General features: G+C 63.6%; 20 protein-coding genes. 9 read left to right on the top strand and 11 right to left on the bottom strand.

Translation table 11 applies throughout. From position 1 onward, the window contains the following. Nucleotides 1-120: 120 nt before the first annotated feature. Entirely contained in the window at nt 121-1,458 is a 1,338-nt protein-coding gene (locus NKI10_RS04060) for an MATE family efflux transporter (RefSeq protein ID WP_352859102.1), read from the top strand. Here NKI10_RS04060 and NKI10_RS04055 read toward each other — a convergent pair. Next, complete coding sequence (locus NKI10_RS04055; RefSeq protein WP_352858808.1) at nt 1,455-2,531, bottom strand: quinone-dependent dihydroorotate dehydrogenase; 1,077 nt, start codon at nt 2,529-2,531, stop codon at nt 1,455-1,457. The genes NKI10_RS04060 and NKI10_RS04055 overlap by 4 nt on opposite strands. Further along, complete coding sequence (locus NKI10_RS04050) at nt 2,528-2,878, bottom strand: DUF952 domain-containing protein (protein ID WP_352859101.1); 351 nt, start codon at nt 2,876-2,878, stop codon at nt 2,528-2,530. Before NKI10_RS04050 ends, NKI10_RS04055 begins: the two co-directional genes overlap by 4 nt. A 201-nt stretch (nt 2,879-3,079) precedes the next feature. On the opposite strand from NKI10_RS04050, the gene NKI10_RS04045 reads away from it, so the two are divergent. Together NKI10_RS04045 and NKI10_RS04040 are read left to right on the top strand one after the other, a co-directional pair. Beyond that, nucleotides 3,080-3,553 (top strand): hypothetical protein, encoded by a 474-nt coding sequence (locus NKI10_RS04045; RefSeq protein ID WP_352858806.1) that lies wholly within the window; start codon nt 3,080-3,082, stop codon nt 3,551-3,553. A gap of 93 nt (nt 3,554-3,646) precedes the next feature. After that, nucleotides 3,647-4,306 (top strand): response regulator, encoded by a 660-nt coding sequence (locus NKI10_RS04040; protein WP_352858804.1) that lies wholly within the window; start codon nt 3,647-3,649, stop codon nt 4,304-4,306. 104 nt (nt 4,307-4,410) lie between these two features. Here the strand turns inward: NKI10_RS04040 and NKI10_RS04035 are convergent, their stop codons facing one another. Further along, nucleotides 4,411-7,914 (bottom strand): PAS domain-containing hybrid sensor histidine kinase/response regulator, encoded by a 3,504-nt coding sequence (locus tag NKI10_RS04035; RefSeq protein ID WP_352858802.1) that lies wholly within the window; start codon nt 7,912-7,914, stop codon nt 4,411-4,413. Nucleotides 7,915-8,166: 252 nt separating this feature from the next. On the opposite strand from NKI10_RS04035, the gene mscL reads away from it, so the two are divergent. Both mscL and NKI10_RS04025 read left to right on the top strand, forming a co-directional pair. Continuing rightward, complete coding sequence (mscL, locus tag NKI10_RS04030; RefSeq protein ID WP_023681933.1) at nt 8,167-8,586, top strand: large conductance mechanosensitive channel protein MscL; 420 nt, start codon at nt 8,167-8,169, stop codon at nt 8,584-8,586. Nucleotides 8,587-8,744: 158 nt separating this feature from the next. Beyond that, nucleotides 8,745-9,911 (top strand): pyridoxal phosphate-dependent aminotransferase, encoded by a 1,167-nt coding sequence (locus NKI10_RS04025; RefSeq protein ID WP_352858800.1) that lies wholly within the window; start codon nt 8,745-8,747, stop codon nt 9,909-9,911. 18 nt (nt 9,912-9,929) lie between these two features. On the opposite strand, the gene hemA is transcribed toward NKI10_RS04025, so the two are convergent. After that, nucleotides 9,930-11,207 (bottom strand): 5-aminolevulinate synthase, encoded by a 1,278-nt coding sequence (hemA, locus tag NKI10_RS04020; RefSeq protein WP_023711399.1) that lies wholly within the window; start codon nt 11,205-11,207, stop codon nt 9,930-9,932. 279 nt (nt 11,208-11,486) lie between these two features. Between hemA and galE the strand changes: the two genes are divergently transcribed. The 3 genes from galE to NKI10_RS04005 all read left to right on the top strand — a co-directional run bounded on the left by galE (nt 11,487) and on the right by NKI10_RS04005 (nt 15,659). Continuing rightward, nucleotides 11,487-12,482, top strand: a complete 996-nt coding sequence (gene galE, locus NKI10_RS04015; RefSeq protein ID WP_352858798.1) for a UDP-glucose 4-epimerase GalE — start codon at nt 11,487-11,489, stop codon at nt 12,480-12,482. Between the two features lie 96 nt (nt 12,483-12,578). Beyond that, nucleotides 12,579-13,829: a D-amino acid dehydrogenase gene (locus NKI10_RS04010; protein WP_023696678.1), complete on the top strand. Its 1,251-nt coding sequence runs from the start codon at nt 12,579-12,581 to the stop codon at nt 13,827-13,829. 3 nt (nt 13,830-13,832) lie between these two features. Next, nucleotides 13,833-15,659 carry an alanine racemase gene (locus tag NKI10_RS04005; protein ID WP_023669655.1) on the top strand — a complete coding sequence of 609 codons (1,827 nt, stop codon included), beginning with the start codon at nt 13,833-13,835 and terminating at the stop codon, nt 15,657-15,659. On the opposite strand, the gene NKI10_RS04000 is transcribed toward NKI10_RS04005, so the two are convergent. The 7 genes from NKI10_RS04000 to NKI10_RS03970 all read right to left on the bottom strand — a co-directional run bounded on the left by NKI10_RS04000 (nt 15,660) and on the right by NKI10_RS03970 (nt 22,789). Then, nucleotides 15,660-17,036 (bottom strand): FGGY-family carbohydrate kinase, encoded by a 1,377-nt coding sequence (locus NKI10_RS04000; RefSeq protein WP_352858795.1) that lies wholly within the window; start codon nt 17,034-17,036, stop codon nt 15,660-15,662. Continuing rightward, on the bottom strand, nt 17,033-17,350 hold the full coding sequence (gene rhaM / locus NKI10_RS03995; RefSeq protein ID WP_352858793.1) for an L-rhamnose mutarotase: 318 nt from the start codon (nt 17,348-17,350) through the stop codon (nt 17,033-17,035). Before rhaM ends, NKI10_RS04000 begins: the two co-directional genes overlap by 4 nt. Continuing rightward, a complete protein-coding gene (locus NKI10_RS03990) occupies nt 17,350-18,345 on the bottom strand; it encodes an ABC transporter permease (RefSeq protein ID WP_352858791.1) in 996 nt (331 codons plus the stop codon). The genes rhaM and NKI10_RS03990 overlap by 1 nt, the downstream gene beginning before the upstream one ends. After that, nucleotides 18,342-19,319 carry an ABC transporter permease gene (locus NKI10_RS03985; RefSeq protein ID WP_352858790.1) on the bottom strand — a complete coding sequence of 326 codons (978 nt, stop codon included), beginning with the start codon at nt 19,317-19,319 and terminating at the stop codon, nt 18,342-18,344. The genes NKI10_RS03990 and NKI10_RS03985 overlap by 4 nt, the downstream gene beginning before the upstream one ends. After that, complete coding sequence (locus NKI10_RS03980) at nt 19,316-20,857, bottom strand: sugar ABC transporter ATP-binding protein (RefSeq protein WP_023708171.1); 1,542 nt, start codon at nt 20,855-20,857, stop codon at nt 19,316-19,318. The genes NKI10_RS03985 and NKI10_RS03980 overlap by 4 nt, the downstream gene beginning before the upstream one ends. An 84-nt stretch (nt 20,858-20,941) precedes the next feature. Beyond that, nucleotides 20,942-21,937 carry a rhamnose ABC transporter substrate-binding protein gene (rhaS, locus tag NKI10_RS03975; RefSeq protein ID WP_023669661.1) on the bottom strand — a complete coding sequence of 332 codons (996 nt, stop codon included), beginning with the start codon at nt 21,935-21,937 and terminating at the stop codon, nt 20,942-20,944. 48 nt (nt 21,938-21,985) lie between these two features. Continuing rightward, nucleotides 21,986-22,789, bottom strand: coding sequence for a DeoR/GlpR family DNA-binding transcription regulator (locus NKI10_RS03970; RefSeq protein WP_023669662.1), 804 nt, complete (start codon nt 22,787-22,789; stop codon nt 21,986-21,988). Nucleotides 22,790-22,972: 183 nt separating this feature from the next. Here NKI10_RS03970 and NKI10_RS03965 point away from each other — a divergent pair, with 183 nt between their 5' ends. Next, entirely contained in the window at nt 22,973-25,075 is a 2,103-nt protein-coding gene (locus NKI10_RS03965; RefSeq protein ID WP_352858788.1) for a bifunctional rhamnulose-1-phosphate aldolase/short-chain dehydrogenase, read from the top strand. Nucleotides 25,076-25,108 lie beyond the last annotated feature (33 nt).

Raw genomic sequence — 25,108 nt, 5'->3', positions numbered from 1 at the left:
GCGGGCTCGCGCCAGAAGAACATTTCGGTTGGCCGTCACGGCAAGAGTGATTGCGCGGTGGCGGGAAAATGGGGCACATCGGCTGTTCGATCAAGCCGCAACCAGCAAGGCAGCAATCCCCTGGACACGGGTGCAACCCCAGCCGACGCGAGACCCTTCGCCGTCACCAACCGTTCGGTGCTCGCCATCGCCGTGCCGATGACGCTCGCCTATCTGAAGACGCCGCTGCTCGGCATCGTCGACACGGCGGTGGTCGGGCAGTTCGGCGATGCCGCCCTGCTCGGCGGCCTGGCGGCCGGGGCCCTGGTCTTCGACGTCGTCTTCAGCACCTTCAATTTCCTGCGCTCCGGCACCACCGGCCTCGTCGCCCAGGCGTTTGGGCGCGGCGACGAAACCGAGGAGCAGGCGGTGTTCTGGCGCGCCGTGCTGATCGCGGTCGCCGCCGGCATCGTGCTTGTCGTCCTTGCGCCGCTGATCGCCATCGCCGGCCAGAAATTCATCGGCGGCGAAGCGCGCGTCGGCGAGGCGATGGGGGTCTATATCCACATCAGAATGCTCGCCGCCCCCTTCACGCTGATCAACTACGCCATCCTCGGCTATGTCCTTGGACGCGGCGAGGGCGGGCTTGGGCTGATGCTGCAGGCGGTGCTCAACGGCATCAACATCGTGCTTTGCATCCTGCTCGGCCTGAAGCTTGGCTGGGGCGTCGCCGGCGTGGCCTGGGCGACCGTCACCGGCGAATGTCTGGCCATGCTGTTGGGTCTCGCCATCGTTGTCTGGCGGTTCCGGGCCGCACCCCGCCTGCCGCGGCATCGCCTGCTCGACATGCCCGCTTTCCTGCGCATGCTGTCGCTCAACCGCGATATCATGATCCGCTCGTTCTCGCTGCTCGCCGCCTTCGCGCTGTTCACCCGCCAAGGCGCGCAGTTCGGCACGCTGACGCTGGCCGCCAATGCCGTGCTGATGAACTTCTTCCTCGTCGCCGGCTATTTTCTCGACGGTTTCGCCACCGCGGCCGAACAGTTGGCGGGACGCGCGATCGGCGCACGTGCCGAGACGGCGTTCCGCCGGGCGGTACGTCTGACCTTATTCTGGGGGTTCGGCCTCGCCGGAACCGCCACGCTGATCTTCTGGCTCGGCGGCGCCGGCCTGATTTCGTTGATCACCACGTCGCAGGATGTTCGCGCTATAGCCGACATTTATCTGCCGTGGGCGGCCCTGACGCCGCTCAGCGGCGTGCTGGCCTTCCAGATGGACGGCGTCTTCATCGGCGCCACCTGGTCGCACGACATGCGCAACATGATGCTGGTGTCATTCCTGGCCTTCAGCGCCGCATTGTTCAGCTTGGCGCCGTCTCTCGGCAATCACGGCCTGTGGGCGGCGCTGCACGTCTTCCTGCTGGTGCGCGGCTTCAGCCTGCTGGCCATCCTGCGGCTCCGGTTGCGCACGGCGTTTTAGAGCGGCCTGGCAGCCCACTGATCGAGCCGGCTGTCGCGCAGTTCGCGCAATGATTTCAGCCGCTCCTTGTCGGCAAATCGCACCATCCCGGCAAGGATGCGCCCCGGCAGCGCCGGTCCGGCATAGACCATGCCGGTATAGAGCTGCACGAGGTCGGCGCCGGCGCGGATTTTCTCCAGCGCGGTCTCGGCGGAATCGACGCCGCCGACGCCGATGACGGCGCGCTCCGGCCCGAGCAGCCGACGCATCTTGGCCAGCACGATGGTCGAACGCTCGAACAGCGGTTTTCCCGAGAGACCGCCGGTCTCGCCGGCGCCGCTTGGGCTACGCAATCCGGATCGCGAGAGCGTCGTGTTGGAGACGATGACGCCGTCGATCTGCTTTTCGGTCACTTCGGCGGCGATGTCTTCAAGCTCGGCCTCGATCAGATCGGGTGCGACCTTGAGAAAGATTGGTGGCTGGGCCGATGCCGAGCCACGGGCCGATATGACGCGAGCCAGAACTTCGCCGAGCTGTTCGCGCGCCTGCATGTTGCGCAGGCCGGGCGTGTTGGGCGACGAGATGTTGACGGTGAGATAACTGGCGTATTTCGCAAAGCGGGAGACGCCGAGCTCATAGTCATGGACACGATCGGCGCTGTCCTTGTTGGCGCCGATGTTGACGCCGACGATGCCGACGCGTCCCTTGCGCGCGGCAAGGCGCATCTCGGCCGCTTCGTGGCCCTCATTGTTAAAACCCAGCCGGTTGATCACCGCATCATCCTCAGCCAGCCGGAAAATGCGCGGCTTCGGATTGCCGGCCTGCGGCAGCGGCGTCACGGTGCCGACTTCGGCAAAGCCGAAGCCGAGGCCAAGCAGCGCGTCAGGCACCTCGGCATTCTTGTCATAGCCTGCGGCCATGCCGAGCGGATTGGGGAAGGCGATGCCACAGAGGCTGAGCTTCAACCTGTCGTCGCGCACCGTCCGCGCGCCGACCGGCAGACCGCATCGCAGCGCCGCGATCGACATGCCATGCGCCGTTTCCGGATCGAAGGTGAACAGCAGTTTCTGGCCGATGCGATCGAACACGCTCATTCGGCCTCCAGCGCCGGAAACTGGTGTGCGCCATCAGCGCCGAGCGGCAATGGTTTCACCCACAGCACGGCGTTCATGTCGAGCACGCCATAGAGATGCGGAAACAGCGCGCCGCCGCGCGAGACCTCGTATTTCAGCGCGTCACCGAGCAGCGCCCCGTCGATGGCGATCAGCAGCAAATCCGTCTGGCCGGCGAAATGCTTCGCCGCCGTCTCCCTGGCCTGATCAGCAGTGGAGAAATGGATGAAGCCGTCGGCGACGTCGATCGGAGCGCCGGTGAAGCGGCCGTTTTTCTCGGCCTCGCGCCAAAGGGCTTCGGGCGCGATCTTGTAGATGATCTGAGACATTGTTGCGCTATAAAGCAATTCCAGGAAAAGTGTGAAGCGGTTTTCCACCCGGAATTGCGTTAAAACAAGGAGATAGGGCGGAGCGCCGTGGAACGGCGACCCGCTCTGGTCCGGATGGCTCATGCGGGGAAGGGCAACTCGTCCGCATTTACGGCGCAAAGCTGTGATAGGTTGCGCACACTGGCTCGTGGAGGATGGAACATGCGTCTGCAGCACATACTGATCCCCGCCGCACTGGTCTCGCTGGTCGCGGCATCGGCCTGGTCCGAAGAGACCGACCACTACCGGCTGGAAAAATCGGCCAACGGCTATGTCCGCATGGACACCCGGACCGGCGCCATGTCGATCTGCGAAGAGCGCTCCGGCCAGCTCGTCTGCAAGATGGCGGCCGACGAACGCGCCGCCTTCCAGAACGAGGTCGAGCGTTTGCAGGCCTCGATGAAGGCCATGGACGAACGCGTCGCCAGGTTGGAGAATTCGCTGTCGGCCCGTCTCGAGTCGAAATTGCCGAGCGAAGAGGATTTCGACAAGACGATGAGCTATATGGAGCGCATGCTGCGCGGCTTCATGGGCATCGTCAAGGAGATGGACAACGACAATGGCGACGGCGCCAAGCTCAACTTGCAAAAGATTGAGCTGCCCGGCGCAAAGTGCCGTCCGGCCATTGCCGCTTGAAAACAAAGCGCTTCGCCGCATAATCGTCCGATCCCGTAAAAGCCGTCAATCGATAACGAAGTTTGGGCAACAACGGGATTTGGGGAGGAACATTTGCCGTCGGGCTACACCTTCGTCATTGCCGACGACCATCCGCTGTTCCGCGGCGCCTTGAAAGAGGCGCTTGCCGGCGTCGGCGATGTCGCCGCCATTCACGAGGCCGGCGATTTCGAAAGCGCCAAGGCGCTGGTCGTGGCCCATGAGGATGTCGACCTCGTGCTGCTCGATCTGTCGATGCCGGGCGCCAGCGGCCTGTCCGGCTTGATCGCGCTGCGCGGCATCCACCCGGCGGTGCCCCTTGTGGTGGTGTCGGCGCATGACCACCCGGTGACCATCCGGCGTGCGCTCGATCTCGGCGCATCCGGCTTCATCTCCAAATCGGCCAGCATGGAGGAAATCCGCAGCGCTGTGCAATCGGTGCTGGCAGGCGATATCGCAGCCCCCGTCGGCATCGACCTCGGCGTCGAGCGCGACCCCGAAATATCCGACCTGATCAAGCGGCTGCAGGCGCTGACGCCGCAGCAGACGCGTGTCCTCGGCATGCTGGCCGAAGGCCTGCTCAACAAGCAGATCGCGTACGAACTCAGCGTCTCCGAAGCGACGGTCAAGGCGCATGTCTCGGCCATCCTGCAAAAGCTCGGCGTCGACAGCCGCACCCAGGCGGTGATCCAGCTGTCCAAGATCGGCAGCGATCCGTTGCAGCCAGCAGGCTAAAGCGCATCGCGCTGAACGGATTCATGCGACCCGCTTTAGCTCTTGTTCGATGCATGTCGTGGTCCCAGAACCGGGGCACACTTCTGGGCGACATGCATTGAACCCTACTCGGCCGCCGATGCCAGCGGCCTGACCCTTGCCATCATGGAACGCAGCACGGCCGGTTTCAGCGGCTTGTTGATCACCGGCACGTCCATGGCGGCGGCAGCGGCACGGACCTCGGTGGAGCGGTCGGCGGTGACCAGCACGGCCGGCAGGTCCGAACCATGGATGTCACGCAGGCGGGCGATGATGTCGAGGCCGCTTCTGCCATCGAGATGATAGTCGGCAAGCACGATGTCGGGACGATCGGCCCTGCCAAAATCCTCCGAACCCGAAAACGTGCCGATGCTGCAGCCCCAGCCCTCGAGCAGAAGCCGCATGCCGTCGAGGATGCGGGCGTCGTTGTCGATGCACATGACGCGCAGGCCGGCCAGCGAATTCGCGGTGCGGGCAGGCGCCTTCGGCTCGACCTCGCGCCGCGGCGCCTCAACCGCCGCAACCGGCAGGATAACGGAAAAGCGCGTACCCTTGCCCGGGTTGGAAAAGATCTGGATCTCGAGCCGCAGCACCCGCGCGATGCGGTCGACGATGGACAGGCCAAGGCCGAGACCTTCGGCCTCGCGCACGCCTTCGTCCAGCCGGGTGAACTCGTTGAAGACCGTGTTCAGCTTGTCGCCGGCAATGCCGATGCCAGTGTCGATCACCTGGATTTCGGCGAGTTCGCCGCGCCGTCGCACGCCGACCAGGATGCGGCCATGGGGGGTGTATTTGATGGCATTGGAGACCAGATTCTGGATCAGCCGGCGCAGCAGGTTGCGGTCCGTCAACACGCTGAGCGACGAGGCTATGATCGTCAGATCGAGTTTCTTTTCGGCGGCGAGCGGCTGAAAATCATTGCCGATCTGGCGCAGCAGCCCGTCCAGGCGGAAGGCGCTGTCATCGGGTTTCATCGCGCCGGCGTCGAGGCGGGAAATGTCGAGCACGGCGCCCAGGATCGTCTCGACCGATTCCAGCGAGGATTCGATGTTGACAGCAGCCTTCCCGGCCGGGCCCTTGCCGGCCTTTTCGATCAGCGACGAGCAGTAGAGACGGGCGGCGTTCAGCGGCTGCAGGATGTCGTGGCCAGCGGCGGCGAGGAAGCGCGTCTTGCCCAGATTGGCCTCCTCGGCCAGCATCTGCGCCTGCGCCAGCTCCTCATTGACCCGGGTCAACTCCTCGTTAACCCTAGTCAGTTCGATGGTCCGCGTCTTGACCCGCTGCTCCAGCGATTCATTGGCCCGCTTCAGCGCCAAATCCTGTTCGACGCGTCCTGATATGTCGGCATAGGTGGCGACGATTCCGCCGTCCGGCATCGGGTTGGAGCGCAGTTCGAGGATACGGCCACTGGTCTTCAACTCCATCTGCCATGGGCTGACGAAGCTGGTCAGCCGGTTGAGCATCGCCACGCGCTGGTCGGCCGGAATATCGCCGCGCTCGGCGAGGTGGCGCAGGATGCGGTCGAGCGAGACGCCGACCTGGCCCATCTCGTCGGGCAGGTCGAACAGCGCGCGATATTGTCTGTTCCAGCAGATCAGACGAAAATCGCGGTCGAATACGGTGATGCCCTGCTCCATCTGGTCGAGCGCGATCTGCAGCAGGTCGCGATTGTGCTGCAGCGCTTCGGTGGCGTCGTCGAGCAGGCGAAAGGCGTCCTTGGACTCGCGGTCGTTGCGGCGAAACAGCAGCGACAGGATCAGCCGCGCCGAAGACGAGCCGACCGCGCTCGCCAGCAGCTGCTCGGAAAAGCGGATGACATCCATGCTGGCCTGCTCATTGCCGTGCAGCGAGACGCCATTGCTTTTCTCGAAGGATTGGAAGGAGCGCTCGGTGCGCTCGACGCCGAGGTAGCGCGAGATGGTGTCCTTCAGCACGTTGACGGTGATGGCGGTGCGGAAGCGGCGCAGGCTGGGCATCGGGCCGGATTCGCGCGGCACGAAGATCGACGCCTGGATCCGCTCCAGCGGCACTGACGCGCGCGACAGCGAGCCGAGCACGAAGAACAGCGTGTTGACCGACAGGCTCCAGAGCACGCCGTGGTTCAACGGTTCGGCGACGGTGCCGAACAGAGCCTGCGGCCGCAGCGCCTCGAAACCGAACAACCCCTGCACGACGATGTCCGCGTCGGCTGCCGAGAGCGACGGCAAAAGCAGCGTATAGCCCCAGACGAGGATGCCGGCGACCATGCCAAGGGCCGCGCCGCGGCCATTGGCGCCGCGCCAGATCAGCCCGCCGATCAGCGCCGGCGCGAATTGGGCGATTGCCGCGAACGACATCAGGCCGATCGACGACAGCCGCGCCGAGTTGGTGCTTTCGCGGTAGTAGAGGAAGGCGATGAACAACAGGATGAAGATGGCGCCGCGCCGCACGTTGAGGATCAGCGTCGACCAATCCTCATTCTCAGAGGTCGTGGTCTTGAGCAGGCGGCGCACGAACAGCGGGATGACGAGGTCGTTGGAGATCATGATCGACAGCGCCACGCTTTCGACGATCACCATGGCGGTCGCCGCCGACAGCCCACCGATGAAGGCGGCCATGGCGAGGAAGTCATGGCCGCCGAACAAGGGCAGCGCCAGCACATAGAGGTCACTGGTGGTTTTGGCGCCGACCAGCGCCAGGCCGGCGAAGGCGATCGGCAGCACGAACAGGTTTATCGCCACGAGATAGAGCGGAAACACCCATGTCGCGGTGCGCAGTTCGGCCTCGCCGCGGTTCTCGACGATGGTGACGTAGAACTGGCGCGGCAGCATGATGATGGCAAAGCCGCTCAGGCAAGTCAGCACCAGCCAGGTGGCGAGCGAGGTGTTGTAGCCCATGGCTTGCCGCACCTGGCTGTTTTCGGCCAGCTTGTCGATCATGTCGCCCGGGCCACCGAAGATCAGGAAGGTGACCATCAGGCCGATCGCCAGGAAGGCGGCGAGCTTGACCACGGTTTCGACCGCCACCGCCAGCACCAGCCCGTCCTGGTGCTCGGTGGCGTCGGCATGGCGGGTGCCGAACAGCACCGCAAACAGCGCCAAGAGCATGGCCACCACCAGCGAGATGTCGCTGACGAAGGGATCGAAGGAGGGCGGCGATCCCGTATAATGCTCGACCATGAGGCCGACCGAACCGGAGATCGCCTTCAATTGCAGTGCGATATAGGGCACCGCGCCGATGGTGGCGATCAGCGTGGCGATCGCCGAGACGGCAAAGCTCTTGCCGTAGCGCGCGCCGAGGAAGTCGGCGATCGAGGTGATCTTCTCGCTCTTGGCCAGCCCCACGATGCGATTGAGCAGCGGAAAGCCGAACACGAACACCAGCACCGGCCCGGTGTAGATGCCCAAAAATTCGAGGCCGCGCTCGGACGACAGGCCGACCGAGCCGAAGAAGGTCCAGGAGGTGCAGTAGATGGCGAGGCTGAGCGCATAGATGAAGGGCCGGGCGCGGCCGGGTCCCACCGCCGTTGAACGCCGGTCGCCGAGGCTGGCGATGACGAACAGCAGCGTTACATAGGCGACCGCAATGATGACGATGAACCAGCCCTGCACGGCCCGAAAATCCTCCTCGGCCAGCTTTCACCCCGGCCTGCCGAGAGGCAATCACAGCTCTAAGGTCAAGTCCATCGCGGCTTTCCGGCGCATGGCCGCGACGCCGCCCTGTCGAACCGTGACCCAAGGTAAGGAGAAAGCGGTGTTTTCCAGCTTTTGCTTCTGTTGCAACCGCAGGTTTTTGTTATGGTGCGCACGGGCCGACGCCGGAGGGACGGCGGCAGCGCGGTCCGTCATGACAAGGAGGGTCGAATGCTGAAAGAATTCCAGGAATTCATTTCCAAAGGAAATGTGATGGACCTTGCGGTCGGCGTCATCATCGGCGCGGCCTTCAGCAAGATCGTCGATTCTCTTGTCAATGACATCATCATGCCTTTCATCGGCGCACTTGGTGGCGTCGACTTTTCCAACTACTTCATAGGCCTCTCATCAACAGTGCATTCGACCAATCTTGCCGACGCGCGTAAGGAAGGCGCGGTGTTCGCCTACGGCAATTTTATCACCGTGGCGCTGAATTTCGTCATCCTGGCTTTCATCATCTTCCTTATGGTCAAGGCCGTGAACAACATGCGCAAGCGGCTCGAGCGCGAGAAGCCGGCCGCACCTGCGGCTCCGCCGCCGGCTGACGTCGCACTGCTCACCGAAATTCGCGATCTCCTCGCCAGGAAATAGAAAAGGCCAGATTTCTGGACCAAAACCCCGGTCGTTCGCGGCCGGGGTTTTCTGTTGCCGCATCTGCTAAGAGCATCCGCCAATGCATGTCGCCCATAAGTGCGCAGCGGTTCTGGATAATGACATGCATCAAAGCAGACATCAAAACGGATCTGTTCATGACCCTGATCGATAGCTTGCGCGCCGAAGCGGTGGCCGCCCCCGAAAGCGGCATTGTCGCCGTCGTCAATTACGGCCGTACGCGCGAGGGCATGATCCCGCTCTGGGCCGGTGAAGGCGATTTGCCGACGCCTGCCTTCATTTCGGAAGCCGCCGCCAAGGGGCTCGCCAATGGCGAGACATTCTATACCTGGCAGAAAGGCATTCCGGAGCTGAGGCAAGCGCTTTCTCGCTACTATGCCAGGCATTTCGGCAAGAGCCTCGCCGAAGAGGAATTCATCGCCACCGGTTCCGGCATGCATGCCATTCAGTTGGCATTAGCCGCGGTCGCCGGCAGCGGCGACGAGGTGGTCTATCTCTCCCCGGCCTGGCCGAATTTCGCCGCCGCCGCCGGTATTTCCGGCGCTACCCCGGTTGCGGTCACGCTCGACCAGTCGGGCAATGGCTGGTCCTGCGATGTCGACAAGATTGCGGCTGCGGTGACGCCGCGCACCAAGGCGCTGTTCGTCAACACGCCATCGAACCCCACCGGCTGGACGGCCGATAAGGAAACGCTGCAGGCGATCCTGAATCTCGCCCGCGAAAAGGGCCTGTGGATCATCGCCGACGAGATCTATTCGCTGTTCCACTACGGCCACGGCCGTGCGCCGTCCTTCCTCGACATTTCGACCGCGGAAGACCGCATCCTGTTCGTCAACTCCTTTTCCAAGAACTGGGCGATGACCGGCTGGCGCGTCGGCTGGATCAAGACCCATCCCGAGCTGCAGCAGGTGTTCGAGAACCTGATCCAGTATTCGACCTCAGGCGTCGCCCAGTTCATGCAGCGCGGCGCCGTCGCGGCGCTGGACCACGGTGATGCGTTCATCGTCGAGCAGGTGGAGCGCGCCAGGAAAGCGCGCGACCTGGTCTGCGATATTCTCGGCGCAACCGGCAAAGCGCGCTTCACCGTGCCGCAAGGCGCGTTCTATTTGTTTTTCACGGTCGACGGCATCACCGATCCGCGCCGGGCTGCTTTCGACATCGTCGACAAGGCCAATGTCGGCCTGGCGCCGGGCACCGCCTTCGGCCCTGGCGGAGAGGCGTTTTTGCGCCTGTGCTTCCACCGCCGCCTCGACCAGCTCGAGGAGGCGGCACATCGCTTCGCGGGATGGATGAGGACGGTTTGAGATAAATGGGCGGCGGCTTCAGCCGCCCGACTTCGGCACCAGCAGCGGCACAATCCGGTCGCTCTTGGCGACAGTGGGCCGTCCGGCGGAGCCGTAGGGAATGCCGAGCGCATCCCATGTCTCGACCAGCGCGTCCTGAAGTCCCGCAATCAGCGCATCGGTATGGAACGGCGTCGGCGTGATGCGCAGCCGCTCGGTGCCGCGCGGCACGGTCGGATAGTTGATCGGCTGGATGTAGATGCCGTGCACGCCGAGCAGACGGTCGCTGGCCATCTTGCAGAGTTCGGGGTCACCGACCAGCACCGGCACGATGTGTGTCGGCGATTCCATCACCGGCAGGCCGGCTGCAGACAGAACCTCCTTGGTCCGCGACGCCTGGCGCTGTTGCGCATCGCGCTCGGCTTGCGACCGCTTGAGGTGGCGGATGGACGTGGTGGCGGCGGCGGCGATCGCCGGCGGCAGCGCCGTGGTGAAGATGAAGCCCGGCGCATAGGAGCGCACCGCGTCGATGACGGCGCTGTTGCCGGCGATATAGCCGCCCAGCGTGCCGAACGCCTTGGCCAGCGTGCCTTCGATGATGTCGATGCGGTCGGCCAGCCCCTCGCGCTCGGTGATGCCGCCGCCGCGCGGTCCGTACATGCCGACGGCATGGACCTCGTCAATATAGGTCATGGCGTTGTAGCGTTCGGCCAGTTCGACGATCTGCTTGATCGGCGCGATGTCGCCATCCATCGAATAGACGCTCTCGAACACGATCAGCTTGGCGCGTTCACGGCCCGCCACCTGCAGCAGGCTTTCGAGATGCGCGACGTCATTGTGACGGAAGATCTTCTTTTCGGCGCCCGAGCGCCGCACGCCTTCGATCATCGAGGCATGGTTGAGCTCGTCCGAAATGATCAGGCAGTTGGGCAAAAGCCGCGCAATGGTCGAGATCGACGCTTCGTTGGAGACGAAGCCGGAGGTGAAGACCAGCGCCGCTTCCTTGTCGTGCAGGTCGGCCAGTTCCAGCTCGAGCTCGACCAACGGGTTCGAGGTGCCGGAAATGTTGCGGGTGCCGCCGGCGCCCGAACCCATCTTGCCGGCCGCGTTCTGGAAAGCGGCGATGACATCGGGGTTCTGGCCCATGCCGAGATAGTCGTTGGAGCACCAGACGGTGATTTCCTCGGCGCGGCCGTTGGAACGCCAGATAGCGCGCGGAAACTTGCCGACAATGCGCTCGAGATCGGCGAAAACCCGGTAGCGCCGCTCGGCGTGGAGCTGATCGATCGCTTCCTCAAAGAACCGCTGATAGTTCATGTCGCCTTCCCAGTTTTGCGCGGGATCATAATCGTTGGCCCATTCGTCGTCCACCGGGCCGTTTTGGTCAAAATGCCACGCCCCAAGCCTGTTCCTAACGACCCCGGATCGTGGCCTATTCCCTTGATGTGGATCAATTTTGTTTCCGTACGATGCCACAGGCCGGTGAGACTGTTACGGATTTAACATTCAGGCGTTTCTAATGGCCTTGCCGCAGGCTTTCCAGTAAGGCGGTGATTGAGACAGTTTCCGATAAATCATGAGTAAAAGAGGACACGGATGACGGTTTTGGTAACGGGCGGCGCCGGTTATATCGGCAGCCACATGGTCTGGGAACTGCTGGATGCCGGCGAGAGCGTCGTCGTTCTCGACCGCCTTTCCACCGGCTTCGAATGGGCGGTAGCGCCGGAAGCCAAGCTTGTCGTCGGCGATGTCGCCGATAGGGAATTGGTCGGCCAGATCATCCGGGATAACGAGGTCGACGCGATCATCCACTTCGCCGGTTCCATCGTGGTGCCGGAGTCGGTTGCCGACCCGCTCGCCTATTACGAGAATAACACCTCCAAGACCCGCACGCTGATCGAAACCGCGGTGCGCGAGGGCGTGCCGCATTTCATCTTCTCCTCGACCGCCGCCGTCTATGGCGGCGCCGGCCTGGAGCCGGTGCGCGAGGATGCCCGCCTGGCGCCGGAATCGCCCTACGGCCTGTCCAAGCTGATGAGCGAATGGATGCTGCGCGATGCAGCGCTTGCGCATCCCTTGCGCTACACTGCGCTGCGCTACTTCAACGTCGCCGGCGCCGATCCCAGGGGCCGGACGGGTCAGTCGACGCCTGGCGCCACGCATCTGATCAAGGTCGCCTGCGAGACTGCGCTCGGCAAACGCCCCTTCATGCAGGTGTTCGGCACCGATTATCCGACGCCGGACGGCACCTGCATGCGCGATTATATCCATGTCAGCGACCTGGCCGCGGCGCATCGGCTGGCGCTGCAGCGGCTGCGCGCCGGCGGCGGCAGCCTCGTCGCCAATTGCGGCTACAGCCACGGCTATTCGGTGCTCGAGGTCATTGACAGCGTGCGGCGCGCCTTCGGCCGGGATTTCGAGGTCAAGATGGGCGACCGGCGCCCCGGCGACGCCGCCGCCGTGGTTGCCAATTCGGACCTTGCACGCGCCGAACTCGGCTGGACCCCGCAACGCGACGACCTCGACCAGATCGTCGCCGATGCACTCGCCTGGGAGCGTATCCTCACCGGCAAGAACTCCGCGCGGGGCTGAGCCGGGCACTTCCGAGGGCTCGCAAGGCGCGCGTCGAAGGGCTATTGAAGCAATGGCGGTGCGGCGTGGAGGCGCTGTGCCGCGAAGAGGGGTGGCATGAAGATAACGGTGCTTGGAGCCGGCGTTGTCGGTACCGCGGCCGCCTATTATCTGGCCGCCGACGGCCATGAGGTCACCGTGATCGAGCGCCATCCGGCGCCGGCGCGCGGCACCAGCCAGTCCAATGCCGGTCTGGTGTCGCCGGGCGACGCCACCGCCTGGGCCTCGCCGGCGGCGCTGAAGACCTTCCTGCGCGCTCTCTGGAACCATGATCTCGGCATCAAGGTCAGGCTGCGCTTCGATCCTTATTTCCTCGCCTGGAGCCTGCGTTTCCTGCGCCAGTGCACCGTGGCCCGGCTGCGCGCCAACAGCCAGGTCAAACTGCGCCTGGCGCTCTATTCGCGCGACTGCATCAACGCGCTCTCCGACGCCACCGGCATCCACTATGACGAGCGCAAGAAGGGCATTCTTTATTTCTTCCGCTCGCAGCACAGCCTCGACACCGGCACCGACAACTACCAGTTTCTGGCGAAGCATGGCCTGCCGATCGAGATAGTGGGCCGCGACCGGCTGGTCGAACTTGAGCCCGGGCTCGCGGGCGTGAAGGAAAAGATCGCCGGCGGCGTTTATTCGCCGATCGACCAGACCGGGGATTCCAGGATATTCGTCGACGGGCTCGCCGCCTATGCGGCCGAAAAGCTTGGCGTCAGATTCCTGTTCGACACCACGATCGAGGGGCTCGACATAGAGGGCGACTGGGTGCGTGCGGTCATGACATCGGCCGGCCCGGTGACGGGCGACGCCGTCGTCATCGCCATGGGCCCCGAGAGCGGCCTGATCGGTCGCCGCTACGGTATCGACCTGCCCGTCTATCCGGTTAAAGGCTATAGCGCGACCATCCCGCTGGAGGACGAGAGCAAGGGACCGACCATGGGCGGCGCCGACGAGGACCGGCTGGTTGGCTACTCCAGGCTCGGAAACCGCCTGCGCATGTCCTCGACAGCCGAGTTCACCGGCTTCGACCGCAGCTTCAAGCCCAGCGACTTCAAGTCCATGCTGAGCACCGGCAAAGACCTTTTCCCCGGCGCTTTCGACGAGAAGAAGGCGCTGTTGTGGGCAGGTCTGCGGCCGATGATGCCCAACTCGGTGCCGGTCATCGGCAAGGCGAAATACAAGAACCTTTACCTCGACACCGGCCACGGCCATGTCGGCTGGACGATGGCCTGCGGCTCGGGCAAGTTCCTGGCCGACCTCGTCGCCGGCCGCAAGCCGGAGATCGACCCCCAAGGGCTGGTCTACGGGAGCTGAGCGATGTCGGGACCGCAAGTCGCTATCGACCTTGGCCGCATCGAGCGCAACGCCCGCACCATCGTCGAACGCTGCGCATTGTCTGATATCAAGATATTCGGTGTCACCAAGGGCACATGCGGCATGCCGCAGGTGGCGCGGGCCATGCTGCGCGGCGGTGTTGCCGGCATCGCGGAATCGCGCTTCGAAAACATCCGCCGGCTGCGCGACAGCGGCATCAATGCGCCGGTCATGCTGCTGCGCAGCCCGCCCATGGCGCGCGTCGAGGAGGTCGTGCGCACCGTCGACATCAGCCTGCAGTCGGAACTGACCACCATCCGCGAGATATCGCGCATTGCCGAGCGCATGGGCCGCGTCCACGACATCATGCTGATGATCGATCTCGGCGATCTCCGCGAAGGCATCTGGCCAAGCGACCTGATCCCCACTGTCGAGCAGATCCTGGAATTCAAGGGCGTGCGCATCGCCGGCATCGGCACCAATCTCGGCTGCTTCGGCGCCATAATGCCGACGCCGGAGAACCTTGGCCAGCTCGTCGCCCATGCCTACAAGACCGAGCGCCTGTCCGGCAAAAGCCTCGACTTCATTTCCGGCGGCGCCTCGTCGTCGCTGACGCTGCTGCTCGAAGGCAAGCTGCCGGTCGGCATCAACAATCTGCGCGTGGGCGAGGCGATCCTGCAAGGTGGCGTCGAAACTTTCCGAGACGTGCCATGGCCGGAACTCGAACCCGATGCCTGCCGGCTGACCAGCGACGTCATCGAGGTCAAGCTCAAGCCGTCGCGGCCGATCGGCACGTCCGGCTACGACGCCTTCGGCAACCAGCCGGTCTTCGCCGACGAGGGCGACCGGCTGCGCGCCATCGCCAATATAGGCCGCGAGGACGTGCTGGTGGAAGGGCTGACGCCGATCGCCAAAGGGGTGAGGGTGCTCGGCGCTTCCAGCGACCATCTGCTGCTCGATGTGCAGGATGCCGATCCGCGACCCACCGTCGGCGACCGCGTCGCCTTCCGCATGAATTATGGCGCCATGCTTCTGGCGATGACCTCGGAATATGTCGAGAAGGCGCCGATGCACGACGTCGCGGATTTCTCCGGCCGCAAGATGGTGTCGATCTCGGCCGAACCGGAAGCCGGCGGGATTATCGCCCGCGAGGGAACCGGCGCGCGGCTGGAGGCAATGAATTTCGACGTGGTCGAACTCGCCGACGTCGAGCGGCCGCCCTCGGGCTTGATCCGGCTCGCTGCCGGCGCCGATCGCCGTATCGCCCACAAGGCGCTGACCGCAACGGCGCGCGCCACGCATTCCTTCGGCTTGATCTGGATCGATTCCATCGCCGCCCTGATGCCCGAGGACGAGGAGGCCGAAGACATGCCTGAAGTCTCGGTGCTGGCCCGCGCGCTCGGTCTCGATCACAAGCCCGGCGCGCTGCAGCCGCAGCTGTCGCCGGAAAATGTCGTCATCGTCGGCCTGCGTCACGCCGATCCTGCCGAGGCGAGGGTGCTCAAGGATTCGCGCGTCTCGGCCTTCACCATGACCGATATCGACGCCATGGGCATGCGCGACCTCATGCATGACGCGATCCGCATCGCGACGTCGGGCACGCAGGGCTTTCACGTCAGCTATTCGCCGACGGCGACCGAATTTGCTGGTTGGGCTGCGGGCTCGGGCGGGCTGACGGTGCGCGAGACACATCAGGCGATGGAGGCGATCGCGCTCTCCGGCGGCCTGCTGTCGATGGATGTTTCCGGACTGACCGCCGGTCTGGAGCCGCGGATTGGCGCCGACGCCGTCAACTTCGTCATGTCGGCCTTTGGCAAGCGGATTTTGTGATCAGCCTTGCGCGTCGACTGCCGCGCGCCACGCGGTGACATAGGCCGCCCAGACCGGGTCGGTCTGCGGTTCAGTTCTCTCGCCCTTGCCGTGTGGCACGGACTGATCCGTTGCCAGCAGCGCCGCGCCGATGCTGGTGCCGGTGGCGGCCTCGGAGGCGATGACGATTCGCGCGGTCGCTGCCGCCAGCATGCCGACAAAGAGGCGGTTGCGGGCAAACGGTCCTTCCACGGTGGTCGGGCCGTCGGCGCCGATCAGCTCAAGGCAGGTCGCCGTCATCAGCGCCAGATAGAAGGAGATGGCGGCGAACCGCTCGCCTTTGCTGATGCCCTCGGCACCAAGCCATGCCGCGGCATGGTGCGGGAACGGTCCTGATCCCTGCTGGGTAGAAGGCAAAAGCAGCATCTTTTTTGTCAGAACGGCCAGCACCTCGCTGCCGCTGCAGTCCTGCGGCTTGTCCTTGGTCAGCTGGGAAAACTCGCGGCCACCCATGAACCGCGCCGAGGGGACGGGAGCGCCAAGCGCGCTGACATTGACCAGCGTGTCGCGCGCAGCATCGAGCGCAATCTCTCTTCGGCCGACCGCCATTGACACCACCCAGGTGCCGGTCGAGACGACCGAGAAGGGCGGCGCGTCGGACAGGAGATGCGGCAGCAGCGAGGCGTTGGAATCGTGCAGTCCGCAGAAAACCGGGGTCTGCGGATCGAGCCCGGTGCGCGCGGCAAGCACCGGCAGGATCGGGCCGAGCTGGCCCCTGGCCGGCCGCACCGGCGCCATCAGCCTGCGCCAATCCAGCCTGTCGACCATCGAGGAAAAGTCCGCCTCCCAAGGGCTCCACAGATCGGTGTGGCAGCCGAGCGAGGTCACCTCGTTGGCGGCAACGCCGGTCAGGCGCAGCGCCCAGTATTGCGGATACATCAGCATCGCGGCGGCCCTGGCGAATTCGGTGGGAAAACGCTTCTCAAGCCAGAAGAATTGCGCACCGAGATTGAGGCCGAGCGGCAGGCGCGGCGTCCCAGTCTCAATGAAGGGCGGACGGATCGCACTATACTCTGTAGCCAGCCTGTCGGGGCCGTCGAACTCATAGTCGAGGACAGGCAGCACCAGTTCGCCCGCTGCGTCGACCAGCACGCCGGTCGCACCATGCGTGGTGATCGAAATCGCGTCGATACGCTGTTCGCGGTTGAGGCTGGCAAGGCTGTTGAGGATGAACCTCCACAGCGACTTGACATCGTGATGCGGGTAGGGCGGTTGCCGCAGCGGCGCGTTCGCCATGCGGCGCAACCCCACTTCGCTCAGCGTGACGAGATCGACCAGCGCGACCTTGGCGTTGGTCTTGCCGATGTCGATGACGGCGATATGGCGCAGCCCACTCATGCCAAATGGAACATTGTTTCCAGGGGGATGGCCACCGGTTGGTTGTCCGGCCTGGTCTCCATGATGTCGGCCATGTGCGCCCACCAGCGCTGCATCACCGGGTGCTTCGGCAGGTCGGCCATGCCATGGTCGTCCCGCCGCCACAGCACGCCGAACAGGATGTTGGTGTCTTCATCGAGATGGATCGAATAATCGGAAACGCCGGCCTCTCTCAGCAGCGCCACCAGCGACGGCCAGATCTCATCGTGGCGCTTTTTGTACTCGGCTTTCATGCCGGGTTTGAGCTGCATCTTGAAGGCGTATTTCTCGGGCATCAGCTGTTACCGCGCAGCCGTCGCCAGACGATCGGCAGCGCGATGACGAAGATCAAGAGCAGGCCGATGAAGATCGACATGACGATGCCGGGCACGTTGAGCAGGCCGAGGCCGAAGGTCACCAGCCCCATGATAAAGGCGGCGAGCACGACCCCAACAATGCTGCCGGAGCCGCCCAGAATGCTGACGCCGCCCAGCACCACCATGGTGATGACCTCAAGCTCATAGCCCTGCGCGATCGACGGCCGCGTCGAGCCGAGCCGCGAGGTGATCAGCACCGAGGCGATGCCGGCCATCAGCCCGGTCAGGCAAAACAGGATGAATTTGATGCGGCCGACGCGAACGCCGGAAAACTGTGCCGCGACCGGATTGTTGCCGATGGCAAAGACACGGCGGCCGAAGCTGGTGCGATGCAGCAGGAACCAGTAGGCGACGGCCGCGATGAGGAAGAGCACCAGTTCGAACGACACCACCCACCAGACATAACCCTGGCCGAAGAAAGCAAAACTCTCGGGATAGCCTTTGTAGGCCTGATCGCCCAGGATGATGAAGGCAATGCCGCGAAACAGGCTCATCGTGCCGATGGTGACGACGATGGAGGGCAGGCCGAGCCTTGTCACCAGGAGCCCGTTGAAGGCGCCGCAACCGAGCCCGACGACGATGCCGATAGCCACCAGCACCGGCGTGTCGGCGCCGGCCTGCACAGCCATGCCCATCATGGTCGAGGCGAGCGCGATGATGGCGGCGACCGACAGGTCGATCTCGCCCGAAATGATCAGCAGCGCCATCGCGAAGGCGATCAGGCCTTTCTCGGTGAAATTGAAAGTCAGATCCGACAGGGAGTAGGCGTCGAGGAAATAGGGCGAGGCGAAACTGTTGATGGCGAAGATGGCGACCGACACGACGACCAGCAGCGCCTCCCAGGAAAAGATCGCCGAGGAGAGCGGCTTGTCGAGTCGGTCGGGAATGTGGCGCGGGGCGGGGGTGTCGGTCATGCCGCTTCCGCCTTCCTCAGGATAATCCGCCCCTGCTGACGTTCGCCACGCGCGTTGAGCACGACGGCCAGGATGATGGCGCTGCCTGAAATCGCCATCTGCCAGAAGGGCGAGATGTTGATGACGGGCAGCGCGTTGGAAATGATGCCGAGGAACAGCGCCCCTAACACCGCGCCCCCGACCGAGCCGATGCCGCCGGCAATCGAAATGCCGCCGATGACGCAGGCGGCGATGATATTGAGTTCATAGCCATTGGCGACCTCGACCGAGGCGATGACATAACGCGAAATCCAGAGATAACCGGCGAGCCCGCCGACCATGCCGGAAATGCAGAAGACGATGAATTTGGTTCGGCCGACATCGATGCCGGCATAGACCGACGCCGTCGGGTTGACGCCGATGGCATAGATCGAACGGCCAAGCGCGGTTCGCGTCATCACCACGAAGAACAGCGCTATGACCAGTATGGCGATCCAGGACAGAACCGGAATGCCCAGGAAAGCTGCGCGCTGGAAGCCGATGAACTCAGGGCTCATCTTGTCGGCATTGACCCATGCGCCGCCGGACAGGACGAAGGTGGCGCCGCGATAGATGGTGAGCGTGCCCAATGTCACCACGATCGAAGGTATGTTCAGCCGCCACACCAGCAGGCCGTTGATGGCGCCGAGCACCAGTCCGACGGCCAGCGCAATGACGATCAGCAGCGGGATAGGGATCGCCGGATGCGCGGCGTTCAGCATCGCCACCACCATGCCGGTGAAGCACAGGTTGGAGGCCATCGACAGGTCGATCGAGCGGGTCAGGATGACGACCATCTGTCCCAGCGCCAGGATCATCAGGATCGAGGTGTCGTTGAACACCTGGGCGAGATTGCCGGGGTCGGCAAAGGCCGGGAAACGCGTCGAGATCAGAGCAATCAAAACGACGATCGCCGCTGCCAGCCAGATCTCGCGGTATTTAAGGAGAGCCTTCATGCCGCGATCCCCGCTGCCGTCCGGACCAGCGTTTCGGCGTCCAGCCCCTTATTATCGTAGACCGCCGCAACCAGCCCTTCGCGCATGACGACGACGCGGTCGGACATGCCCAGAATCTCCGGCAGTTCCGACGACACCATGATCACCGACAGGCCCTGCGCGACGAGCTCGGCCATGAAGCCGTGCACGGCGGCCTTGGAGCCGATGTCGATGCCCTTGGTCGGCTCATCCAGGATGATCACCTTGGGCGCCGTCGCCAGCCATTTGGCGATGACGATCTTCTGTTGGTTGCCGCCCGACAGCGTGCCGACATCCTGGCTGAGCGAGGAGGCCCTGAGGTCAAGCCGCTCGGTGTAGGAGCGGGCGAGCGCGAATTCTTCCGACAATCGCAGCAGGCCGGATTTGGAGGTGCGCTTCAGCGAAGGCAGCGAGACATTCTGGAAGATCGGCAGGCCGATCACCACGCCCTGCTTGCCGCGCTCTTCCGGCACATAGACGATGCCGGCTTCGATGGAATCCGCCGCCGATTTCGGCGTGATCGTCTTGCCTTCCAGCGTGATCGTTCCACCCGATATGCGGGTGATGCCTGAAATCGCCTGCATCACCTCTGACCGCCCGGCGCCGACAAGGCCGTAGAAACCGAGGATCTCGCCCTTGTGCAGTTCGAAGCCGATGTCGTTGAATTCGGTCGGGTGCGAAAGGCCAGCGACCGACAGCACCGGCGCGCCGATCTCGGCCTTGCGTTGCGGAAAGATGTGATCGACCGAGCGGCCGACCATCATGCGCACGATCTGGCTCTGGCCGGTATCCTTGATAAGGCCCTCGCCAACCATCTCGCCGTCGCGGAACACGGTGTAGCGATCGGCGATCCGATAGATCTCGTCGAACTTGTGGCTGATGAACAGGATCGCCTTGCCTTCCTCCTTGAGGAATTCGATCAGCAGGAAAAGCTCCTCGATCTCCTTCATCGAAAGGGCTGCGGTCGGCTCATCCATGATGACGATCTGCGCATCGATCGACATCGCGCGAGCAACCGCTACCAGATGCTTGTTGGCGATGCCGAGGTCTTTCAGCCGCGCATCGGCGTTGATATGGCCGGCATGCATGGTGTCGAGCACTTCGCGCGCGTGTTTTCGCATGGTGCGCCAGTCGATGGTGCCTAGCCGCGTGCGCGGCGCATGGCCGAGAAAAATGTTTTCGGCGACGCTCAGATCGTCGAACAGCACGGTTTCCTGATGAATGGCGGTGACGCCGTGGCCGAAGGCGGCATGCGCGCTGGGCAGGGTGACGGCCTGGCCGTCAATGCTGATCGTGCCGGCGTCGGGCTGGTAGATGCCGGTCATGATCTTGACCAGCGTCGACTTGCCGGCACCGTTTTCACCGATCAGCGCCGTAACCTGGCCGGGGTAAAGCGACAGGCTGACATTGTGCAGCGCGCGCACGCCGGGAAAGCTTTTGGAGACGCCGGACAGCGTCAGGCGCGGGGCAGGGCCCGTGGGCTCCTCCTTCGCAATGCCGTGCTGGGCTGTCGTGTCCATATCCGTATCAAGCCCTGAAACAAGGTCCGTTTAAAGTCGCGGCGGGATTTTGGTCCCGCCGCGCTTGGTCCGAGACGTCCGAGATCAATAGATCTTGGAGAACTTTTCGATGTTGGACTTGTCGAACTGGAAGGGCGGAGCCATCGCAGCCGAGTTGCTGTCATCGAGCGTGACCTTGCCGACGCGGCCGATCGACAGCGTTGCGCCCGGCTTTGCCTCTTCCTTCTTCACCGCCAGATCATGAGCGAGGTAGACGGCGGAATAGCCGAGGTCGATCGGATTCCAGAGGGCAACCGCCTGGCTGGAACCGTTGTCGATGAACTTCTTGAACTCCGACGGCAGCGCCAGACCGGTGACATTGACCTTGCCGATCAGGTTCGCGTCGGTGACGACCTGGGCAGCGGCAACGACGCCGACGGTGGTCGGCGCGATGATCGCCTTGAGGTTCGGATAGGATTTCAGCAGGCCCTTGGCTTCGTCGGTGCTCTTGGCCGAATCGTCATCGCCGTAGACGGTGGCGACGAGTTTGATCTTGGGGAATTTTTCCGGCAGGATTTTCTTGGCCGCGTCGATCCAGGCGTTCTGGTTGGTCGCGGTCGACGAAGCCGACAGAATGGCGACTTCGCCGCCTTCCGGCAGATAGTCGGCGGCAAGCTTGATGATGGTCTCGCCGATCAGGCCGGTGTCGGACGGGTTGAGGTGCAGCTGGCGGCCTTCCTTGGCGACGCCCGAATCCCACGAGATGACGGTGATGCCGCGCTCCATCGCCTTCTTCAGCACCGGCACCAGCGCGTCGGCGTCATTGGCCGAAATCGCAATGGCGTTGACCTTCTGCGCGATCAGCGAATTGACCACTTCGATCTGCGCTTCGGCGGTCGCCTTGGTCGGGCCGGTGTAGATGATGTCGACATCGCCGAGTTCCTTGGCCGCCTCTTCGGCACCCTTGTTGGCGGCGTCGAAGAAGCCGTTGCCGAGCGACTTCACCACCAGCGCGATCTTGACGTTCTCGGCATAGGCGGCATTCACGAACATGGCGGCCGAGAACGCGGCCGTCACCATCAATTTCTTCAGAAAGCTCATCGTATTTCCTCCCTTGAGCGTTGCATTCCATCGTCGCTGCGGTTGGCCTCAGGCCTGCAGCGAGGATTCTTCCTTTGCCGACTTGCGGGCGACGATCAGCGTCACACCCGCGGCCTCCAGCATGTTGGCTTCGCGATCCTCGATGCCGTCATCGGTGATGACGGTGGCGATGCGCTTGAGCCCGCACAGGATCAGGCTCGAGCGCTGGCGGAATTTCGATGAGTCGACCAGCACCACCAGTTCGTCGGCCTGGTCGATCAGTTTCTGCTCCGCCTGGATCAAAAGCGGATCGCCTTCCATCAGGCCAAGCGGCCCGAGCCCTTGAGCGCCCATGAACATGCGGCGCGCGTAGAAATTACGTGTCACGTCATTGTCGAAGGGCGAGAGGATGATGTTCTGCTCGCGGTAGATGGTGCCGCCCGACAGCATGACGGTGTTCTTCGAATGCTTGAGCAGGTGCTCGGCGATCGGGAACGAATTGGTGAAGATCGGCATGCGGCGTCCGGTCAGGAAATGCACCATCTGGAAGGTGGTGGTGCCGCCATTGATGATGATCGGTTCGCCGTCCTTGCACAGCTCCACCGCTTCGCGCGCAATCGCGCGCTTCTGCGAAGCGTTAAGCGTTTCGTTGACGGAAAAGGGCCGGCCGGCGAGGCCGATGAACTGCGGTGGCGAGATCGCCTCGGCGCCGCCACGCACGCGACGCAGGCGCTTTTGCACATGAAGAGCCGCGATATCGCGCCGGATCGTCGCCTCGGAGGAGTCCGTCAGGTCGACCATCTCCTGCACCGTCACCACAGGCTTTTCCTGGACGGCGGACAGAATGATCCTGTGGCGCTCTTTTTCGTGCATGGTTCCTCCCTGCATGGTCATGAGGCACTAGAAAACCGCCAGTGTCAATCATTTCCGCTCATATAATTTCATTGTGCAGTGCAATATGATCGATCTTGATCGTTTATGATTGACAACCGAGATGCTTGCGTAGACATTTCCGGCAAAATGGACCGCGCCTTTTGCGTCCCAGGGAGGATAATCATGCTCGACAAGCGCTCCGGCTCGCGCCTTGCCAACCTTTGGGACGATGCTAAAGCCAAGGGGCTGAGCGAGCCTGAGCTTCTGGTCTATCGCTCCAACACGCTCGGCTCCGACAAGCGTGTCACCAATTATGGCGGCGGCAACACCTCGTCCAAGATCCGGCAGAAGGACCCGCTCTCCGGCGCCGAAGTCGAAGTGCTATGGGTCAAGGGCTCGGGCGGCGACAGCGCCTCGATCAAGCTGGACGGTTTCGCCACGCTTTACATGGACAAACTGCAGGCGCTGAAAGGCCTCTATCGTGGCGTCGCGCATGAGGACGAGATGGTGGGCTATCTTCCCCACTGCACCTTCAACCTCAACCCGCGCGCGGCCTCGATCGACACGCCGCTGCACGCCTATGTGCCGAAGCCGTTCGTCGATCACATGCATCCCGATGCCATTATCGCGATTGCCGCGGCCAAGGATTCCAAGGCGTTGACCAAGGAGATATTCGGTGACGCCATCGGCTGGCTGCCGTGGAAGCGGCCGGGCTTCGAACTTGGCCTCTGGCTGGAGAAATTCTGCGTCGAACACCCCGAAGCCAAGGGCGTCATCCTCGAAAGCCACGGCTTGTTCACCTGGGGCGACACACCCAAGGAGTGCTATGAGACGACGATCTCGGTCATCAACCAGGCGATCGAATGGTTCGAGCGCCGCTCCGAGGGTCTCGCCATCTTCGGCGGCGAAGTCGTCAAATCGCTAGACGCCGCTGAGCGCCGCGCCATCGCGGCGAGACTGATGCCGAGGATCCGCGGCCTGATTTCGGAGAACAGCCACAAGCTCGGCCATTTCGACGACTCCGCCGCCGTGCTCGAATTCGTCAACTGCAGGGATTTGCGCCCGCTGGCGGCGCTCGGCACTTCATGCCCGGATCATTTCCTGCGCACAAAAATTCGCCCGCTGGTTATCGAGTTCGACCCAGCGAAGCCCGACGTCGAAGCCGTTATCGCCCGACTCGCCGACGATATTGCTGAGTACCGTGTCGGCTACCAGGCCTATTACGACAGCTGCAAGCATCCGGACTCGCCCCCGATCCGTGACCCCAACGCCGTGGTCTACCTGATGCCCGGCGTCGGCATGTTCACCTTCGCCGGCGACAAGGCGACAGCGCGCATCTCGGGCGAGTTCTACGTCAATGCCATCAACGTCATGCGCGGCGCCTCGACCGTCTCGTCCTATGTCGGCCTGCCGGCGCAGGAAGCCTTCGACATCGAATACTGGCTGCTCGAGGATCTGAAGCTGCAGCGCATGCCGAAGCCGAAGTCGCTCGCGGGCCAGATCGCGCTGGTCACCGGCGGCGCCGGCGGCATCGGCCGCGCCACCGCCAGCCGACTGCTGCGCGAAGGCGCCTGCGTCGTGCTGGCCGATATCGACGAGGCCGCACTTGCCAGCGCCAATGACGAACTGGCGAAAGCCTATGGCAAGGACTTCGTCCGGCCGGTGCTGATCAACGTCACCGCGGAGGAACAGGTCGTCTCCGGCTTTGCCGAAACAGCGGTCGAGTTCGGCGGCGTCGACATTCTGGTGTCCAATGCCGGTCTCGCCTCCTCGGCGCCGATCGAGGAGACGACGCTGGCGCTGTGGAACAAGAACATGGACATATTGTCGACCGGCTATTTCCTGGTCTCGCGGGAAGCCTTCCGGCTGTTCCGCGCCCAGAAGATCGGCGGCAATGTCGTCTTCGTCGCCTCCAAGAACGGCCTTGCCGCGTCACCCAACGCCGCCGCCTATTGCACCGCCAAGGCCGCCGAAATCCATCTCGCCCGCTGCCTGGCACTGGAAGGCGCGGAAGCCCAGATCCGGGTCAATGTCGTCAATCCGGACGCCGTACTGCGCGGTTCGAAGATCTGGACCGGCGAGTGGAAGGAACAGCGCGCCGCCGCCTACAAGATGTCGACCGACGATCTGGAAGAACACTACCGCTCGCGCTCGATGCTGAAGCGCTCGGTGTTTCCGGAAGACATTGCCGAAGCGATTTATTTCCTGGCGTCCGACATGTCGGCCAAATCCACCGGCAACATCATCAACGTCGACGCCGGCAACGCGCAGAGCTTTACGCGCTGAGTTAAGGGCGGAGCGCTTCTCTTCTCCCCGTCA

It is taken from the genome of Mesorhizobium sp. M0802 (assembly GCF_040320115.1).
GTDB lineage: Bacteria > Pseudomonadota > Alphaproteobacteria > Rhizobiales > Rhizobiaceae > Mesorhizobium.
This window is presented reverse-complemented; position numbering and strand designations above follow the sequence as displayed.